Origin of the sequence: Streptomyces blattellae (assembly GCF_009709555.1) — a bacterium.
In the GTDB taxonomy this organism is placed as follows: Bacteria; Actinomycetota; Actinomycetes; order Streptomycetales; family Streptomycetaceae; genus Streptomyces; species Streptomyces blattellae.
On the sequence record NZ_WJBG01000119.1, the window covers coordinates 1 to 17,119 of the forward strand.

Below are 17,119 nucleotides of genomic sequence, written 5' to 3' on the forward strand. Positions count from 1 at the left end.
CACCGCCGAACAAAATTTAGGGAAACCCCCGTACCGGTTACCGGTACGGGGGTTTTCTGCGTTTGGGGTCGGTTTAGGCTCGTAGGTATGCGCTATGACCTCGTCATCTTCGACAATGACGGTGTGCTCGTTGACAGCGAGCCCATTTCCAACCGGCTGCTGGCTGCCTATCTCACCGAGCTGGGCCACCCGACCTCGTACGAGGACTCCCTTCGCGACTACATGGGCGCCGCCATGCACCGCGTACACGATCTGGTGGAGGAACGGACCGGGCGGCGGTTGCCCGAGGACTTTGATGATGTCCTTCATGGTCGGGTGTTCGCAGCGTTCGAGCGGGAGTTGAAGCCGGTGGACGGTGCCGTGGGGGTGCTCGAAGAGCTTGCGGGGGAGGGGGTTCCGTACTGCGTGGCGTCGTCGGGGAGTCATGAGCGGATTCGGGTGGGGCATCGGACGACCGGGCTGGACCGGTGGTTCGACGACGGGCGGATCTTCAGTTCGGAGGATGTGGGGCGGGGGAAGCCGGCGCCTGATCTGTTTCTGTACGCGGCCGAGCGGATGGGGGTCGCGCCGGAGCGGTGTGTGGTGGTGGAGGACAGCCCGTTGGGGGTGAAGGCGGCGGTTGCGGCTGGGATGGACGTGTACGGGTTCACGGCCATGACTCCTGTGGCGAGGCTGTCGGGGGCGACTCAGCTCTTCTCCGACATGGGGGAGTTGACCGGCCTGCTCGCTTCCGGGGCCGCTCCAGGCCAACTTGAGGGAAATTCATCTTTGGCTTGATATACCCAGCGGTACGCCGGGGCCCTACGCTCGCCGCCATGACTGATGTGCTGCGGCGCGGTAGGGCCTCGTTGGCGTTCGGCTTCTTCGCTCAAGGTGTTGCCTTTGCGCTGCTCGTGACGCGCATCCCTGCCATCCAGGACCGGTATGGCGTCTCCGATGCGCTGCTGCCTGCCTTTCTGGCGGCGGTGCCGGTGCTCGCCGGGGTGGGGAGTGTCACGACCGAGCGGTTGGTGAAGCGAATACCGCCCAGTGTGGTGCTGCGGTGGTCCCAGCCCGTCGTGCTCCTGGCGCTGCTCGGGGTCGGGGCCGGGGACCGGATGGTCGAACTGGGTATCGCGCTGGGCGCGTTCGGGCTCGCCGTGGGGGCGCTTGACGCGTCGATGAACATGCTCGGGGTGAGCCTGCAGCGGTCGTACGGGCGCAGCATCATGCTCAGCTTCCATGCCGCGTTCAGTCTGGGTGGGATTGTCGGGGCCTCGCTGGCGTGGGTGGGGGCACATTGGGATCTGGCGCTGTTCGTGTCGTATCTGCCGGCTGTGGTGGTGCTCCTGCCGGCTGCGTTGGTGGGGAGTCGGTGGTATGTCGACTGGGTGGCGCCGGGGAAGAGGGCGGGCGTCGAGGGGGTGGGTGGGGGTGGAGGCGTCGACTTCAAGGTGCTGCTGCCGCTGTGTCTGGTGATGACCTTCGCGTACATCGGGGACTCGACCGTCTCCAACTGGGGTGCGAAGTATCTGGAGGATGTGCTGGGGAGTTCGGAGCAGTTGGCCACCGTTCCGTACAACGTCTACATGGTGACGACGCTGGTGGGGCGGGCCATCGGGGACTTCGGGGTGCGGCGGTTCGGGGCCGTGGTGGTCGTGCGGGGTGGGGCGGTGGTGGCTGCTGCGGGGTTTGCCGTGGTGGCCGGTGCGCCGGGGGCCTGGGTGGGGATGCTGGGGTTCACCCTGCTGGGGCTGGGGTTGTGTGTGTTGGTGCCGCAGACCTTCGCGGCGGCCGGGCGGTTGTTTCCCGGGGCTTCGGATGCGGCCGTCGCTCGGCTGAATGTCTTCAACTATGTGGGGTTCTTGATCGGTTCGCCGTTGGTGGGGGCGCTGGGAGATGCCTGGAGCTATCGCGGGGCGATGCTTGTGCCGATGGTGTTGGTGCTGCTGACGTTGGTGTACGCCCGGTCGTTCGACGGTCAACCGGACCGATACGGTGGCGGGCATGAGCGGCCGCGCACAGCTGATGTGGGACGAGGCAGTAACGGGCTATGACTTCGGTCCGGAGCATCCGATGGATCCGGTTCGGCTTGCGCTGACCCGGGGGCTGGTGGGTGCGTTCGGGCTCGACCGGGATGTGGAGGTCGTGGCGGCGAAGCCTGCCGGGGAGTCGACGCTGCGGCTGGTCCATCGGGAGGACTACATCGCCGCGGTGAAGGCGGCGTCGGAGGATCCCCGGGCGGCGGACGGATCGTACGGGATCGGGACGGTCGATGATCCGGCGTTCGCCGGGATGCATGAGGTGTCCGCGTTGATCGCCGGGCAGTCGGTGGGGGCGGCGGAGGCCGTGTGGCACGGGGATGTGCTGCATGCGGTGAACTTCGCGGGTGGGTTGCATCATGCGATGCCGGGGCGTGCGTCGGGGTTTTGCATTTACAACGATGCGTCGCTGGCCATTGCACGGTTGCTGGAGTTGGGGGCCGGGCGGGTCGCGTATGTGGATGTCGACGTGCACCACGGGGATGGGGTGCAGGCCGCGTTCTGGGAGGATCCGCGGGTTCTGACGATTTCGCTGCACGAGCATCCTCGGACGTTGTTTCCGCAGACGGGGTGGGCTGAGGAGACGGGGGCGGAGGGGGCTGCTGAGGGGTCGGCGGTAAATGTGGCGTTGCCGGCGGGGACGGGGGACGCGGGGTGGCTGCGGGCGTTTCATGCGGTGGTGCCGGAGTTGGTTGCGGATTTTCGGCCGGATGTGCTGGTGACTCAGCATGGGGCCGATACGCATTTTGAGGATCCGCTGGCTCATCTTGCGGTTTCGCTGGATGCGCAGCGGGCGGTGCAGGTGGCGTGCCATGAGTTGGCGCATGAGTACGCCGGGGGGAAGTGGGTCGCGTTGGGTGGGGGCGGGTACGCGGTGGTGGACGTGGTGCCGCGGTCCTGGACGCATCTGGTGGGTGTGGCGGCGGGGCGGCCGGTGGCGCCTGAGGCGGTGATTCCTGAGGGGTGGCGGCAGGAGGTGTTTGCTCGGACGCGGCAGTCGGGGCCGGTGCGGATGACTGATGGGCGGTGGCCTGTGGGCTTTGCTGGGTGGGAGGCGGGGTACGACCCTGCGGATCGGTTGGATCAGGCGGTGTTGGCTACGCGGAGGGCTGTGTTTCCGTTGCGGGGGTTGCTGGCGTAGGGGTTCGCCCCCGCCGCCCTTACCCGTCCCATCCTCCAGGGGCGCTGCCCCTCCGACCCCGCCAGGGGCTTCGCCCCCTGGGCCCCCACCGGGGCTTCGCCCCCTGGGCCCCCACCAGGGCTTCGCCCCTGCACCCCATCGGCCTGCGGCCTCGTCCTCAAACGCCGGACGGGCTGGAAGTGGCTGAACGGCCTCGGCCTCAAGCGCTGGGCGGGCTGGAAGTGGCTGAACGGCCTCGGCCTCGGGTGGTGGATCGGTTGGAGGGGGCTGACCGTCTGGGCCTCAAGCGGTGGATCGGTTGGGTGTTCGCTACGCCAACTGTGGAGTCTTCCCCGGTTTGCCTGACGGGTACCGTCTTCGTCCGTCACCATCTCAGCCGTGTTGAGTGTTGGCGCGCTGCGTGCGCATCTGTTGGCTGGGCGGCTTGCCGGGGTTGTGGCTACGGCTCGGGAGGAGAGTCTGCGGAGTTATCGGATGTTCGCGGCTCGGGATCCTCGGGTGTTGATCGGGATTGATCCTGAAGGGGGGTGGGGTGAGCGGGATTTGCTGAGGCTGATGGCGGACAAGTGTGGGGTTTCGGCCGATCCGGCGTGTGTCTCCGGCCAAGATGTGATCGATCCGGAGCGGACTTTGGCCGCGCTTGACGCCTTCGCCGACCGGATCGGGGCGGTCGCGCAGCGTGGCGCGTCCGTGCTGTTCGGTACCGGGCATCCGCACCGTCTGCTCGGTTTCTACGCCGCCTTGGCGGACGTGATGTCGGCGGCGGGATGTACCGTACTCACACCAGTGCAGGGTCGCTGTGTCGACATAACGACCCGGTTTGGCCTACGCACGTACAACCTTGACTACGTACGGGGAGTCGCGCTGATGCGAGAACCGGATGCCTTCCGCTCCGGTTGTGAGACCGGCGTGCACACGCACTCGCCGCTCCCGGTTCGTACCGTGCTGGCGGCGGCGGCCGAGTCCGGCGGGCCATTGCCCGAGTTGGTGATCGGTGATCACGGGTGGGTCTGCGGGGCAGGTCAGCTGGGGTTTGAGGCCATTGGGCTGGCGGATACCGATGACCCTGCGCTCTTCGTGGGGGAGGCTGAGGGGTCCGTGTCCGTCGTCGTTCCACTTGATGACGCTGTGCGGTCCGATTACTACCTGCCGCTTACCCGCTACGTACTCAATCGGGCGTGTCTGTCACAGTAGGCCGCCGATGGGTGCACCTCTTCCCCATTCGCATCACCCGCCCCTACATTGGGGAGTGAGCACGCAGCGACGAAGAGTCACCGGAAGGGGAAGCCGGTGGCCGTCGAGTGCGGAAGGTTCAGGTGTGTCATGGCTGCAGCTGGCGAGAGGCCTCTGAACGAGGTTCAGTTCCTTACCGTGGCGGAAGTCGCCTCGGTGATGCGAGTGTCGAAGATGACCGTGTACCGGCTGGTGCACAGCGGTCATCTGCCCGCGATCCGGGTGGGGCGGTCCTTCCGCGTCCCCGAGCAAGCGGTTCACGAGTACCTTCGCGAGAGCTATGTGGGGGTGGAAACCGCCTGACGACCGTGGCCCGGGGAGGCCTTCAGGGCACTGTCGGATCCACCCCGGTCCCCTCGATTACGACCTCAGCGCTCGGGCGGGTAGGCTGGCCCCTCGTAGGTCGTATGGGCCCATGTCGCCCAGCACCGAGTGATGAGAAGTGAGCGAGGGTTGTCGTGGGCTCTGTTATCAAGAAGCGGCGCAAGCGGATGGCTAAGAAGAAGCACCGCAAGCTGCTCAAGCGCACGCGCGTCCAGCGCCGTAACAAGAAGTAGTCCGCCGTCCGCCAAGGACGAGGACTACTGACGGCGCAGAAGACGTCGTGAGAGCGTTTCAGTGGCCCCCCACCGCACTCGGTGGGGGGCCACACGCGTGTCTGCGGGGCCGGTGTTCCGGGCGTACGCCGGTGTTTCACATGGCTTGGTCCGTTCGGTACCTCGGTGGCAGTCGTCACTTCGTGCATTGGGCGGTCATCACAGCGCAACACCGAGCCGCTAAGTTGGCGGCACACGCGGAACACGGCAGGGTAACGAGCAGCGGTGTGTCGGGGCTGGACGATTTCTGGAAGGAAGGCGCTGATCTTGGGGAAGGTCGTGCTCGTGACCGGAGTGGCCCGTCAGCTGGGGGGCCGGTACGTACGACGGATCCAGCGTGACCCACAGGTGGACCGGGTGGTCGCCGTGGACGCGGTCCCGCCCGCGCATCATCTGGGCGGCGCCGACTTCATCCAGGCCGACATCCGGCAGCCGGCCATCGCGCGCGTGCTCGCCGAGACGGGCGCCGACACGGTCGTCCACATGGATGTGACGGCCACCGCGCTGGGCAGCGGCAGCCGGGCCACGGTCAAGGAGACCAACGTCATCGGGACGATGCAGCTGCTCGGTGCTTGTCAGAAGTCCCCCAGCGTCAAGCGGCTCGTCGTGAAGTCCAGTACGAATGTCTATGGGTCCGCGCCTCGCGATCCCGCCGTCTTCACCGAGACGACCCCGCCGAAGTCGCTGCCCAGCGGCGGCTTCGCGAAGGACACGGTCGAGGTCGAGGGGTATGTACGGGGCTTCGCGCGCCGTCGGCCGGATGTCGCCGTGTGTGTGCTGCGGTTCGCCAACATCCTCGGCCCCACCGCCGACACACCGCTCGCCTCGTACTTCTCGCTGCCGATCCTGCCGACCGTGTTCGGTTACGACCCGCGGCTGCAGTTCGTGCACGAGGACGACGTGATCGACGTACTGCGGATCGCCTCGCACGAACCGGAGCGCGGGACCCTCAACAGCGGGACCTTCAACATCGCCGGCGACGGCGTCCTGCTGCTCTCCCAGTGCTCCCGGCGGCTCGGCCGGCCCACGGTGCCGCTGCTTCTGCCTGCCGTCACCTGGGCGGGCTCGCTGGTGCGTACGCTGGGTATGACGGACTTTTCGCCCGAGCAGATCCGGCTGCTGACCCACGGCCGGGTGGTGGCGACGGACCAGATGCGTGAGACGCTCGGATTCAAGCCGAAGTACACGACCGCCGAGACCTTCGCGGAGTTCGCGCGCAGCCGCGGTCCCGGACTCCTGCCACCGGAGGTCCTCGCGGGGGCCGTCGACCGGATCGCCGCGCTGCCCTTCCCGGGCAGCGGCCACCCCCCGACGCAGAGCGCCAACTGAGGAGCGCATCAACGATGGCGGACGCCAAGGTCATTCCGTTCGACGACGACCGGTCCCGCGGGAGCGCCGTACAGCGGCCGCCGCGGCGCCGGACCAGTTCGGGGAGCCGGCGCAAGAGTGGTGAACCCGCGCTGGTCCGTGAGGTCCAGCCCCTGCCCGGGCGGGCGCTCACGCAGGATGATGTCCCTGTGACCCGTGAGGAACAGCCGCCGCAGCGGCCCAAGGACGACGGCGGCCTGGAGCGGCGCATCGCGGGCGGCCTCGCCTTCCTGCGCCGCCGGCTGACGGGGGACTACGAGGTCGACGACTTCGGCTACGACGAGGAACTCACCGACCATGTCCTGATGTCCCTGCTGCGTCCGGTGTACGAGAAATACTTCCGGGTCGAGGTGAAGGGCATCGAGAACATCCCCACGGACGGCGGTGCCCTGATCGTCGCCAACCACTCCGGCACGGTCCCGCTGGACGGCCTGATGATGCAGGTCGCCGTGCACGACCATCACCCGGTCGGCCGCCACCTCCGCCTCCTCGCGGCCGACCTGGTCTTCGTGCTGCCGGTGATCAACGAACTGGCCCGCAAGCTCGGTCACACCCTGGCCTGCGCCGAGGACGCCGAACGGCTGCTGGCCCAGGGCGAACTGGTCGGGGTGATGCCGGAGGGCTTCAAAGGCATCGGCAAGCCTTTCAGCGAGCGCTACAAGCTCCAGCGCTTCGGCCGTGGCGGCTTCGTCTCCACGGCACTGCGCCAGGGCACCCCGATCATCCCGTGCTCGATCGTCGGGGCCGAGGAGATCTACCCGATGATCGGCAACGCCAAGACCCTGGCCCGGGTCCTCGGTTTCCCGTACTTCCCGCTGACGCCGACCTTCCCGTGGCTCGGCCCGCTGGGCGCGGTCCCGCTGCCGACGAAGTGGACGATCCAGTTCGGCGAGCCGATCCCCACGGACGGCTATCCCCCGGAGGCGGCGGAGGACCCCATGCTGATGTTCAACCTGACGGACCAGGTCAGGGAACAGATCCAGCACACCCTCTACAAGCTGCTGGTGCAGCGCCGCTCGGTCTTCTTCTGAGACCTGACCTGAGACCTGACACCTGACTCGACATCGGCAGAAGAAACGCCTGTACGACGACGGGGGTGCCCTTCAGATGAAGGGCACCCCCGTCGTCGTACAGGCGCAACTGCTACTCCACGTCCTCGCCGTCGATGCCCAGACCGGGCAGCAGGCCCGGGAGCAGTGGCGGGAGCGTGACGTCCGGCTCGGTGCTCGGGGTGCTGCTGCCGGACGGGGTGGCGCTGCCCGAGTTCTTCGGCGGGTCGAGCAGACCGCCGGTGCTGCCGCCGAGCAGACCGTCGCTCTCGCCACCGGAGTCGGACGGCCTGCTGGGCTTCGTGTCGCTGGAGCCGCCACGGTCCGACGTGCCGCTCCCCGTGCTCGGTGGCGCGGACCGGTCGGCGCCGGAGGAACCGGTGGACGTCGATCCGGAGCCCTGCCGCTGACCGTCATCGCCGCCGCCGTGGGACGGCGGCTGCGGAAGCAGGGACTGCAGCGGGGCGACCTCTTCGTCTATGGCGTCGAAGACCGACGACACCTGCTCGCTCACGTCCCCCAGCTGCACGGGCAGCCGCTGGCGCAGGGCGCCCCAGGCATCGCGGTGCGAGCTTGAGAAGGCGGAGAGGGCCTGGATGGGGCCCAGGGACTCAGGGTCGCGTTCATAGGCCGCGCTCAGCAGCCGGTGGCCCTCGGAGGCGTCGTGCGTCATGCCGGACAGGGCACGGCGGATCGCGCCGACCGACTCGTGGTCGAGCTGTCCGCTGCGGTCGCGCTCCATGAGCCGCCGGGCCTCGCTGAGCCTGGTGGAGGCCTGGTCGAGGTAGGAACGGCCGCGCTCGTCGTCCCCGTCGGACAGGTAGTTGAGCTTGAAATCCTCTATGCCGCGCTTGAGCCCGTACAGCGAGTCGCCGGGCAGTGCGTCGGAACTCGCGGCGGCGACGCCACCGAAGGCCCCGGCGGCGACCCCGACGCTGAGCCCGCCGGCGGTGAGGCCCTTGGCCAGCCGAGTGCGTGGCCGCAACTTGCCCAGCGGGCTCGCACGATGGGTTCCGTGCCCCCGATGGGACCGCTGCTCCGGCATCGAGGGTGCGGTCGTCCCGCCACCCACGGCACCCTCTTGGAGCATGGCCTCCATGGCGGCCACCAGCTGTGCCCGCTGGACGACCTTGACCTCGGGGTCCATTTCCGGCTTGGGCAGCTCGCCGAGACCGGTCGCGAGGGCCACCATGCGCCCCTGCTCGGTCTGTTCCGCAGCAGCCGCTGCCGGTGGTGCCTCGGACTGCTCGGCCGCCGGGCCCCGGTCGGACTCCTCCAGGGCCTGGGCGAAGGCGTTCGCCCGCCGGTGCGCCGATACGTTCGCGATCACTGGCGGCACCTCCTCTCGTCATGACGGTCGACTCCCCAGGGGGTCCTGAGGGTTGCACTCCCTGACCGAATCCACACGATCGAGTGATCGAAGTCGGTCGGGGAGTGACCACAGGGAGCCTGCATCCCGCACAACGAGCGGCGCGGCACTTGGGTTACGGACGATGGATGATCCGACTGTGAAGTCAACGGAACGTCACTGTAGGTGAGTTGGGGATGGCTGAGCGTGTACGGGCGGTCAGCGGGCGTCGTCCGGGAGGAGCCGGGCGAGGGTGCGGACGGCACGGTACTGGAGGGTCTTGATGGCGCCCTCGTTCTTGCCCATCACGCGGGCGGTCTCGGCGACGGAGAGGCCCTGCAGGAAGCGGAGGGTGACGCACTCCTGCTGCTGGGGGTTGAGCCGGCGTACGGCGTCGAGGAGGGCGGCGTTGGAGAGGGACTCCAGGACGGAGTCCTCGGGGGAGCGCTCGACCTCGTTGGCGTCGAGCATCTCGCCGGTGGTCACCTCCAGCCGGAAGCGGCTGGACTTGAAGTGGTCGGCGACGAGGTTGCGGGCGATGGTGACCAGCCATGCCCCGAAGTCGCGCCCCTGCCAGGTGAAGGTGCCGATCCTTCTGAGCGCCCGCAGAAAGGTCTCGCTCGTAAGGTCCTCGGCGGTCGCCTTACCCCCCACCCGGTAGTAGATGTACCGATAGACGGTGTCGCTGTACTGGTCGTAGAGGCGCCCGAAGGCATCGGCCTCGCCGGCCTGTGCGCGCTCGACGAGGTCCATCATGCGCGCGCTGTCGCTGTCCGCGGCCGGACGGCGAGCGGTGGTGGTACCGGCCGAACGCCCTCGTCTGCTGACTTCCCGCCCGTCACCCGACCGCCGCCCCCCGACGAGGGCGCTGCGCGCCGACCCCTGTTCAAGGCCGTCGGCGAGCGCGTAGCACGGGCCGGCCTGCGCTGAGGCGGCGGCGAGGGTGGGGACGGCGTACGCGGTGGGGACGAAGCCGCGCAATAGGTCTAGGACCGTTGCGCGCAGCGTAGCCAGGCCCGAGGCGTCAACCCCGACGTGTGGGTACACGGGACTCCCAGAGGCAGAGCTTCCATCACGTGCAGTGCGGGACCGTTCACCCGTCGTAGCGACGGAAGGGGTACCGGTTTGCGTCTGAGGAGAATAACGCTTCGTGTAGGCATTGCTACGCCCAGTTGCTCAAATCATCGATTCCGTCGCTTCTGTAACCGATTGACGGTCGATCAAGTGCCGCACAGTGACCGGTTGTTGATCGTTAGTGGTCGGGTTCCGGTCAGGAGCGGCGCGTGTTGTGGCCGTGTGCAGCCAACGGGACTGGATGGGGCGGTGCGGGGGTACGACCACTGGATTGCCCGGGGTTTGCGGCGTGGCCCGGCGTGGCCCGGCGTGGTGGCCGGGCGGGGGCGCGGCTCGGCGGGGGCGATACGCAGCCCGGCGTTCGCGGGGCGCGGCTTGGGGGTCAGCGGCGGCGGCGGGTCAGGGCGATCGCCGCTGCTGTGCCTCCGGCTACCGCGCCGACGCCGGCGGCGGCGGGGATGCCCACCTTGGCGGCCTTGCGGCCGGTGCGGTAGTCGCGGAGGCGCCAGTCGAGGTCGCGGGCGTGCTTGCGGAGCTTGGTGTCGGGGTTGATGGCGTAGGGGTGGCCGACCAGGGAGAGCATCGGGATGTCGTTGTGGGAGTCGCTGTAGGCGGCGCAGCGGGTGAGGTCCAGGCTCTCTGCCGTGGCCAGCGCGCGTACTGCCTCCGCCTTCGCCGGGCCGTGCAGCGGTTCGCCCACCAGCTTGCCGGTGTACACGCCGTCCACCGACTCGGAGACCGTGCCCAGTGCGCCCGTGAAGCCCAGGCGCCGGGCGATCACCGTGGCGATCTCCACCGGCGCCGCGGTGACCAGCCACACCTTCTGGCCGGCGTCCAGGTGGGCCTGGGCCAGTGCGCGGGTGCCGGGCCAGATGCGGTCGGCCAGGTACTCGTCGTAGATCTCCTCGCCGATCGTCATCAGCTCGGCCACCCGGTGGCCCTTGACGATCGACAGGGCGGAGTCGCGCGCGTCCTGCATGTGCTCGGGGTCCTCGACCCCGGCCAGCCGGAACCACGCCTGCTGCCAGGCGAACTTCGCGAGATCGCGGGTCTCGAAGAACTTCCGCTTGTACAGTCCCCGCCCGAAGTGGAACAGCGCGGCGCCCTGCATCACGGTGTTGTCGAGGTCGAAGAACGCGGCGGCCTTGTCGTCGCCGAGTACGGGGAACTCCGGTTCCCCCTTGTCCTTCTCAGCGGACGGCGGCGGTTCCTGCTCCTGCGTGGATTTGCGCGCGGCCTCCGCCGACGCCTCGCCTGCCAACACGCTCCGGGCGGTGGCGGAGCGCCTACGGGGAGTGAGCCATCCAAGAGCGGCCATGGCGTGAGCATAGCCAGTTTGTTCGGTGGTTCCGGAGTCGGCGGGTTCGGTGGCTGTGAACTCTCTGCGACCGTGCGGTTAATCCGGGCCCGCCGCGGCGCGAGAATGGCCGTATGAGTCCTATCTTCCGGCGGCCCGCCGCCCGTGCCCGGCTCGTCACGCTCCTTCGCAAGCCCGGCTGCCATCTGTGTGACGACGCGCAGCTGGTGGTCGAGAAGGTCTGCGCGGACCTTGGTGTTCCATGGGAGGAGAAGGACATCACCCAGGACTCCCGACTCCATGACCAGTACTGGGAGCAGATCCCGGTCGTGCTGGTCGACGGGGAGCAGCACACGTTCTGGTTGGTGAACGAGGACCGTCTCCGCAAGGCTCTGGCCAAGCACTGACCGACCAGTCCAAGTTCGCGGGAAACTGGCTTAGGATCGACGGCGACCTGGTCTCGGGGGGTGGGGATTGTTGAGGAGAGTGTCCGGTTTTGAACCCCGTGTCGGCCCGGAGGGAACAGCGCGTGACCCCGGTCACGTTGCCCGGGCAAATCGGACACCATCTTTGTGCACGCGTTCACAAAGACATAGCCTGCATTCGACGGGGCGGTCCTGGGACGTGTGACCGCCGGCCCCGCTCTACCCGCAGGAGCACCGTGGCAACTGGCCGAACTCACCGACCGGCGACCCGTAGCCGAGGGATTCCCGAGGCCACCGTCGCCCGGCTTCCGCTGTACCTCCGCGCGCTGACCGGACTGTCGGAGCGCTCGGTACCCACGGTCTCCTCCGAGGAGCTGGCGGCCGCGGCGGGGGTCAACTCCGCCAAGCTGCGCAAGGACTTCTCGTATCTCGGCTCGTACGGCACCCGTGGTGTCGGCTACGACGTCGAGTATCTCGTCTACCAGATCTCCCGCGAACTCGGCCTGACCCAGGACTGGCCGGTCGTGATCGTCGGTATCGGTAACCTCGGCGCCGCCCTCGCGAACTACGGCGGGTTCGCCTCCCGTGGCTTCCGGGTCGCCGCGCTGATCGACGCCGATCCGGAGATGGCCGGAAAGCAGATCGCCGGGATCACCGTCCAGCACAGCGACGACATGGAGCGGATCATCTCCGACAACGGCGTCTCGATCGGGGTCATCACCACCCCGCCGGGCGTCGCCCAGCAGGTCTGCGACCGGCTCGTCGCCGCCGGCATCACCTCCATCCTGAACTTCGCGCCGACCGTGCTGACCGTCCCGGACGGCGTCGACGTGCGCAAGGTCGACCTCTCCATCGAGCTGCAGATCCTCGCCTTCCACGAGCAGCGCAAGGCAGGCGAGGAGGCCGCGGCGACCGACGGCGCCGGTCCGGTCGCCGCCGTGCGCGGCGAGTCCGCCGACAAGGGGCCCGACGGGGACGTACCCGCCGTGATGCCGGCATGAGTCTCCTCGTCGTCGGGCTGAGTCACCGCAGCGCTCCGGTCAGCGTCCTGGAGCGGGCCGCGCTGTCCGCGGACGCCCAGATCAAGCTGCTGCAGGACACGGTCGCCGCCGAGCCGGCCACCGAGGCCGCCGTCCTGGCCACCTGCAACCGCATCGAGCTGTACGCGGACGTGGACAAGTTCCACGCGGGTGTCGCCGAGCTGTCCACGCTGCTCGCCCAGCACAGTGGGGTCGGCCTGGAGGAACTCACTCCTTACCTGTACGTGCACTACGAGGACCGGGCCGTTCACCACTTCTTCTCGGTGGCCTGCGGGCTGGACTCGATGGTCGTGGGCGAGGGCCAGATCCTCGGCCAGATCAAGGACTCCCTCGCGACGGCCCAGGAGCTGCACACCGCGGGACGCCTGCTCAACGACCTGTTTCAGCAGGCGCTCAGAGTCGGCAAGCGCGCCCACTCCGAGACCGGGATCGACCGTGCGGGCCAGTCCCTGGTCAGCTTCGGCCTGGAGCAGCTGGCCGTCGGCAGGCCGGTCGACGGCTGGGCCCGCGGCAAGAAGGCCCTGGTGATCGGCGCGGGTTCGATGTCCTCGCTGGCCGCGGCGACGCTCGCGCGGGCCGGGGTCGCCGAGATCGTGATCGCCAACCGGACCTACGACCGCGCCGAGCGCCTCGCGCAGATCCTCACCGAGGGCGACGACACGGACGTGCTGGCCCGCGCGGTACCGATGGAATCGGTGCCGGCCGAGCTGACACGTGCCGACGTCGCGGTGTCGTGCACCGGGGCGACGGGGCTGGTGCTGGCGGCCGAGGAGGTGGCTGCGGCCGTTGACGGGCGGGTGCCGGACGTCGTGGCCGGGCGGGGGTGGGTCGGGCGGCCCGGCGCTGACGGGGTGCCGCCTCCCACCCGTACCGCCCCGGCGGCACGACCGCCCGCAGGCCATGTGGGTGACGAGAACTGCCCGCTCGATCTTGCCGCCGTTCAGCCCGGCTTCTCCGTCATGGGTGAAGCCGCCGTGGCCGGGATGGACGCCGCCACGCTGGAGCAGCACGCCACCTGGGTGGACAACGGCGCCGTCGACCACCGGGAAGCCGCCCGCCGGGCCGAGGCGGACGCCGAGCTGATCACCGCGCTCGCCGCGACCGCGGCCACCGCCGGGCGGATCCCCGAGCGGCGCAGGCCCGAGCCGGTGGCGGTCGTTCCGCGGCCGGAGCCGGTGCTGTTCCTGCTGGACCTGGCGATGCCGCGCGACATAGACGCGGCCGTGCACCGGCTCGCCGGCGTGCGGCTGGTGGACATCGAGTCGCTGGCGGAGGCGTCCGCGGACGCTCCGATGGCGGCCGACGTCGACCAGGTCCGCCGTATCGTCTCCGACGAGGTGGCGGCGTTCGGGGCGGCGCTGCGGGCCGCGCACATCACGCCGACCGTGGTCGCGCTGCGGACGATGGCCGCCGATGTCGTGGCCACCGAGATCGCCCGTCTGGAGGGCCGGCTGCCCGGTCTCGACGACAAGCACCGGGCGGAGATCACGCAGACCGTGCGGCGTGTCGTCGACAAGCTGCTGCACGCGCCGACCGTACGGGTCAAGCAGCTCGCGGCAGAACCCGGCGGCGCCGGGTACGCCGATGCACTGCGGACCCTGTTCGACCTCGACCAGGAGACGGTGGCCTCCATCTCCCGCGCCGAGGACAGCACCAGCAAGAAAGACCGAGGCTCGGCATGAGTGACGACAAGGCACTGAGGCTGGGGACCAGGCGGAGCAAGCTCGCCATGGCCCAGTCCGGGCAGGTGGCGGAGGCCGTGAGCCGGGTGACCGGACGGCCCGTCGAGCTCGTCGAGATCACCACGTACGGCGATGTCTCCCGGGAGCAGCTCGCGCAGATCGGCGGCACGGGTGTCTTCGTGACCGCGCTGCGGGAGGCGCTGCTCAAGGGGGAGGTCGACTTCGCGGTTCATTCGCTGAAGGACCTGCCGACCGGGCAGCCGGACGAACTGGCGCTGGCCGCGGTGCCCGAGCGTGAGGACCCGCGGGACGTGATCGTCGCCCGGGACGCGCTGAAGTTCACCGACCTGCCGCGCGGGGCGCGCATCGGTACGGGCTCGCCGCGGCGGATGGCCCAGCTGAACGCGTACGCGCGGAGCCATGGGCTGGATATCGAGACGGTTGCGATTCGCGGGAACGTGGATACGCGCGTCGGGTATGTGCGCGATGGTGAGCTGGATGCGGTGGTGCTGGCCGCGGCCGGGCTCCAGCGCATCGGCCGGATCGACGAAGTGACCGACTTCCTGTCGGTCGACACGGTTTTGCCCGCCCCCGGCCAGGGGGCACTCGCGATCGAGTGTGCCGCGGACAACGCGGACCTTGTCGCAGCGCTCTCGGAGCTCGACGACCCGTTCACGCGGGTCGCCGTGACCGCGGAGCGATCACTGCTCGCCGCCCTGGAGGCCGGTTGCAGTGCGCCTGTGGGCGCGCTGGCCGACCTTCCCCCACTCTCGGCTCCGCTTGAGCGGGGGGACCCCCAGGCCGACGGGCAGATTGTCAAGGAAATGCGCCTGCGCGGCGTCGTCGGCACGACCGACGGCACGCGGATGGTGCAGTTGTCCACCACCGGTCCCGTGCCCGAGACGTACGACCAGGCAATGGCGCTCGGCCGTGAACTCGCGGCCGAGATGCTTGCCCAGGGCGCGGCCGGTCTGATGGGGGAGCGAGCACATTGAGCCCCACCACCCTTCCCGCCGGTCCGGAACACGGGCACGTCACCTTCCTGGGTGCCGGACCCGGAGATCCGGGACTGCTGACTCTGCGCGCCGTCGAGGCGCTGGCGAACGCGGACGTTCTCGTCGCCGAGCACGAGGTGCTCGACGTCGTACGCGCTCACGCCAGATCGGGCGTCGCCGTCGTGAACACGGAACCGGGTCCTTCGTCGGACCCGCATCCGGGCACAGGCACGCCTCAACTAACGGTTGTTGACGGTCAGTCAACAACCGTGGGCGCCCCCGCCGTGCGGGATGCCGCACATCTTGTCATGGAGGCCGCGCGGGGCGGCAGGCGGGTGGTACGTGCGGTCTCGGGGGACCCGGGACTAGATACGTACGCCGCCGAGGAAATGCTCGCCTGCGCCGCCGCGGGTGTGCCGTTCGAGGTCGTGCCGGGTGTGGCGGCAGCCGTCGGGGTGCCCGCGTATGCCGGTGTTCCGCTGCGGGACGCGCAGGGCGCCGATGTGCGGTTCGTGGACGCGCAGACCGCGTCGGACCGGTGCTGGACCGAGGTCGGTGCGTCGGACGGCACGGTCGTCGTGTCGACGACCCTGGAGTCGGTGGCCGCGGCCGCGGGCGAGCTGGTGTCCGCCGGGCGCAAGCCCGATACGCCGATGACGGTCACCGTCGCCGGGACGACGACCCGGCAGCGGACGTGGACCGCCACGCTGGGGACGATCGCGCAGACGCTGAAGCAGGCGAAGGTACTGCCCTCGCCCGATGGCGGGCGGCCCGTGATAGCCGTGGTCGGGGAGCGTTCCGCCGCGGCTCAGCGTGAGCAGTTGTCGTGGTTCGAGTCCAAGCCGCTGTTCGGCTGGAAGGTGCTCGTTCCGCGTACGAAGGAGCAGGCGGCGTCGCTCTCCGACCAGTTGCGGTCGTACGGGGCCGTACCGCACGAGGTGCCGACGATCGCCGTCGAGCCGCCGCGGACGCCTCAGCAGATGGAGCGGGCGGTCAAGGGACTGGTGACCGGGCGGTACGAGTGGATCGCCTTCACCTCGGTGAATGCGGTCAAGGCCGTTCGGGAGAAGTTCGAGGAGTACGGGCTCGATGCGCGGGCCTTTGCCGGGATCAAGGTCGCCGCGGTGGGGGAGCAGACCGCCAAGGCGCTGGTCGCGTTTGGTGTGAAGCCGGATCTCGTGCCGAGTGGGGAGCAGTCGGCGGCGGGGCTGCTGGAGGACTGGCCGCCGTACGACCCCGTGTTCGATCCGATCGACCGGGTGTTCCTGCCGCGGGCCGACATCGCCACCGAGACGCTGGTGGCGGGTCTCATCGAGCTTGGGTGGGAGGTCGACGACGTCACGGCTTATCGGACCGTGCGGGCGTCGCCGCCGCCTGCGGAGACCCGGGAGGCGATCAAGGGGGGCGGGTTCGATGCGGTGCTGTTCACGTCGTCCTCTACGGTGCGGAATCTGGTGGGTATCGCCGGGAAGCCGCACAACGTGACCGTGATCGCCTGTATTGGGCCCGCTACGGCCAAGACCGCCGAGGAGCATGGGCTTCGGGTGGATGTCATGGCTCCGGAGCCGTCCGTGCACAAGTTGGCCGAGGCGTTGGCCGACTTCGGGATGCGGCGGCGGGCCGCGGCGGTGGAGGCCGGGGATCCGGTTACTCGGCCGAGTGAGCGGCGGCCGGGGGCGCGGAGGCGGCGTACGACGTAGCTGCGCTGGAAGTGCCGCGATATGTCGTCGGCTGTCATGTCGTCGGCCGTCTGCGGCGCCGTCGTGGCTGGTCGCGCCCGCGCGGCGGAGCCGCATATGTCACAGCCCCGCGCCCCTTCGGGGCGCTGCCGAACCGCAGTGGACTTTGCC

Annotated in this window: 16 protein-coding genes; 13 read left to right on the plus strand and 3 right to left on the minus strand. The window is 69.3% G+C overall.

The genetic code is table 11. The annotated features are described in order from the left end of the window. The first annotated feature begins 87 nt into the window (after window positions 1–87). From GFH49_RS09310 to GFH49_RS09345, 8 genes are all read left to right on the plus strand, one after another. Entirely contained in the window at window positions 88–777 is a 690-nt protein-coding gene (locus GFH49_RS09310) for an HAD family hydrolase (protein ID WP_155055343.1), read from the plus strand. A 38-nt stretch (window positions 778–815) separates the two neighbouring features. Continuing rightward, window positions 816–2,036: an MFS transporter gene (locus GFH49_RS09315; protein ID WP_155055344.1), complete on the plus strand. Its 1,221-nt coding sequence runs from the start codon at window positions 816–818 to the stop codon at window positions 2,034–2,036. Then, window positions 1,987–3,162: an acetoin utilization protein AcuC gene (locus GFH49_RS09320; RefSeq protein ID WP_155055345.1), complete on the plus strand. Its 1,176-nt coding sequence runs from the start codon at window positions 1,987–1,989 to the stop codon at window positions 3,160–3,162. Before GFH49_RS09315 ends, GFH49_RS09320 begins: the two co-directional genes overlap by 50 nt. Window positions 3,163–3,540: 378 nt before the next feature. Further along, window positions 3,541–4,356 carry a phosphatase gene (locus GFH49_RS09325; protein WP_155055346.1) on the plus strand — a complete coding sequence of 272 codons (816 nt, stop codon included), beginning with the start codon at window positions 3,541–3,543 and terminating at the stop codon, window positions 4,354–4,356. Window positions 4,357–4,485: 129 nt separating this feature from the next. Then, window positions 4,486–4,698 carry a helix-turn-helix domain-containing protein gene (locus GFH49_RS09330; RefSeq protein WP_004984898.1) on the plus strand — a complete coding sequence of 71 codons (213 nt, stop codon included), beginning with the start codon at window positions 4,486–4,488 and terminating at the stop codon, window positions 4,696–4,698. A gap of 155 nt (window positions 4,699–4,853) precedes the next feature. Further along, complete coding sequence (locus tag GFH49_RS09335; RefSeq protein ID WP_003948845.1) at window positions 4,854–4,952, plus strand: 30S ribosomal protein bS22; 99 nt, start codon at window positions 4,854–4,856, stop codon at window positions 4,950–4,952. A 306-nt stretch (window positions 4,953–5,258) separates the two neighbouring features. Further along, on the plus strand, window positions 5,259–6,320 hold the full coding sequence (locus GFH49_RS09340; protein ID WP_155055347.1) for an NAD-dependent epimerase/dehydratase family protein: 1,062 nt from the start codon (window positions 5,259–5,261) through the stop codon (window positions 6,318–6,320). A gap of 14 nt (window positions 6,321–6,334) precedes the next feature. Further along, window positions 6,335–7,390, plus strand: a complete 1,056-nt coding sequence (locus tag GFH49_RS09345) for a lysophospholipid acyltransferase family protein (RefSeq protein ID WP_155055348.1) — start codon at window positions 6,335–6,337, stop codon at window positions 7,388–7,390. Window positions 7,391–7,502: 112 nt separating this feature from the next. Here GFH49_RS09345 and GFH49_RS09350 read toward each other — a convergent pair whose 3' ends face one another. From GFH49_RS09350 to GFH49_RS09360, 3 genes are all read right to left on the minus strand, one after another. Next, window positions 7,503–8,738 (minus strand): DUF5667 domain-containing protein, encoded by a 1,236-nt coding sequence (locus tag GFH49_RS09350; RefSeq protein WP_196217907.1) that lies wholly within the window; start codon window positions 8,736–8,738, stop codon window positions 7,503–7,505. 237 nt (window positions 8,739–8,975) lie between these two features. Further along, entirely contained in the window at window positions 8,976–9,803 is an 828-nt protein-coding gene (locus GFH49_RS09355; RefSeq protein ID WP_155055350.1) for an ECF subfamily RNA polymerase sigma factor, BldN family, read from the minus strand. Window positions 9,804–10,212: 409 nt separating this feature from the next. Then, a complete protein-coding gene (locus GFH49_RS09360) occupies window positions 10,213–11,148 on the minus strand; it encodes an HAD family hydrolase (RefSeq protein ID WP_155055351.1) in 936 nt (311 codons plus the stop codon). A gap of 113 nt (window positions 11,149–11,261) precedes the next feature. Here GFH49_RS09360 and GFH49_RS09365 point away from each other — a divergent pair, with 113 nt between their 5' ends. The 5 genes from GFH49_RS09365 (at window position 11,262) to GFH49_RS09385 (ending at window position 16,969) form a co-directional block, all read left to right on the plus strand. Next, a complete protein-coding gene (locus tag GFH49_RS09365; protein ID WP_155055352.1) occupies window positions 11,262–11,534 on the plus strand; it encodes a glutaredoxin family protein in 273 nt (90 codons plus the stop codon). A gap of 254 nt (window positions 11,535–11,788) precedes the next feature. After that, window positions 11,789–12,553: a redox-sensing transcriptional repressor Rex gene (locus tag GFH49_RS09370; protein ID WP_155055353.1), complete on the plus strand. Its 765-nt coding sequence runs from the start codon at window positions 11,789–11,791 to the stop codon at window positions 12,551–12,553. Then, window positions 12,550–14,274 carry a glutamyl-tRNA reductase gene (locus tag GFH49_RS09375; protein WP_155055354.1) on the plus strand — a complete coding sequence of 575 codons (1,725 nt, stop codon included), beginning with the start codon at window positions 12,550–12,552 and terminating at the stop codon, window positions 14,272–14,274. The genes GFH49_RS09370 and GFH49_RS09375 overlap by 4 nt, the downstream gene beginning before the upstream one ends. Then, on the plus strand, window positions 14,271–15,269 hold the full coding sequence (gene hemC / locus GFH49_RS09380) for a hydroxymethylbilane synthase (protein WP_155055355.1): 999 nt from the start codon (window positions 14,271–14,273) through the stop codon (window positions 15,267–15,269). The genes GFH49_RS09375 and hemC overlap by 4 nt, the downstream gene beginning before the upstream one ends. Then, window positions 15,266–16,969 (plus strand): bifunctional uroporphyrinogen-III C-methyltransferase/uroporphyrinogen-III synthase, encoded by a 1,704-nt coding sequence (locus GFH49_RS09385; RefSeq protein WP_155055356.1) that lies wholly within the window; start codon window positions 15,266–15,268, stop codon window positions 16,967–16,969. The genes hemC and GFH49_RS09385 overlap by 4 nt, the downstream gene beginning before the upstream one ends. Window positions 16,970–17,119: the final 150 nt, after the last annotated feature.

Excerpts from the sequence above, each read along its gene's own strand:
- GFH49_RS09310 (WP_155055343.1), top strand. The coding sequence starts at position 88 with ATGCGCTATGACCTCGTCATCTTCGACAATGACGGTGTGCTCGTTGAC.
- GFH49_RS09315 (WP_155055344.1), top strand. The coding sequence starts at position 816 with ATGACTGATGTGCTGCGGCGCGGTAGGGCCTCGTTGGCGTTCGGCTTC.
- GFH49_RS09320 (WP_155055345.1), top strand. The coding sequence starts at position 1,987 with ATGAGCGGCCGCGCACAGCTGATGTGGGACGAGGCAGTAACGGGCTAT.
- GFH49_RS09330 (WP_004984898.1), top strand. The coding sequence starts at position 4,486 with ATGGCTGCAGCTGGCGAGAGGCCTCTGAACGAGGTTCAGTTCCTTACC.
- GFH49_RS09345 (WP_155055348.1), top strand. The coding sequence starts at position 6,335 with ATGGCGGACGCCAAGGTCATTCCGTTCGACGACGACCGGTCCCGCGGG.
- GFH49_RS09360 (WP_155055351.1), bottom strand. The coding sequence starts at position 11,148 with ATGGCCGCTCTTGGATGGCTCACTCCCCGTAGGCGCTCCGCCACCGCC.
- GFH49_RS09365 (WP_155055352.1), top strand. The coding sequence starts at position 11,262 with ATGAGTCCTATCTTCCGGCGGCCCGCCGCCCGTGCCCGGCTCGTCACG.
- GFH49_RS09375 (WP_155055354.1), top strand. The coding sequence starts at position 12,550 with ATGAGTCTCCTCGTCGTCGGGCTGAGTCACCGCAGCGCTCCGGTCAGC.
- hemC (WP_155055355.1), top strand. The coding sequence starts at position 14,271 with ATGAGTGACGACAAGGCACTGAGGCTGGGGACCAGGCGGAGCAAGCTC.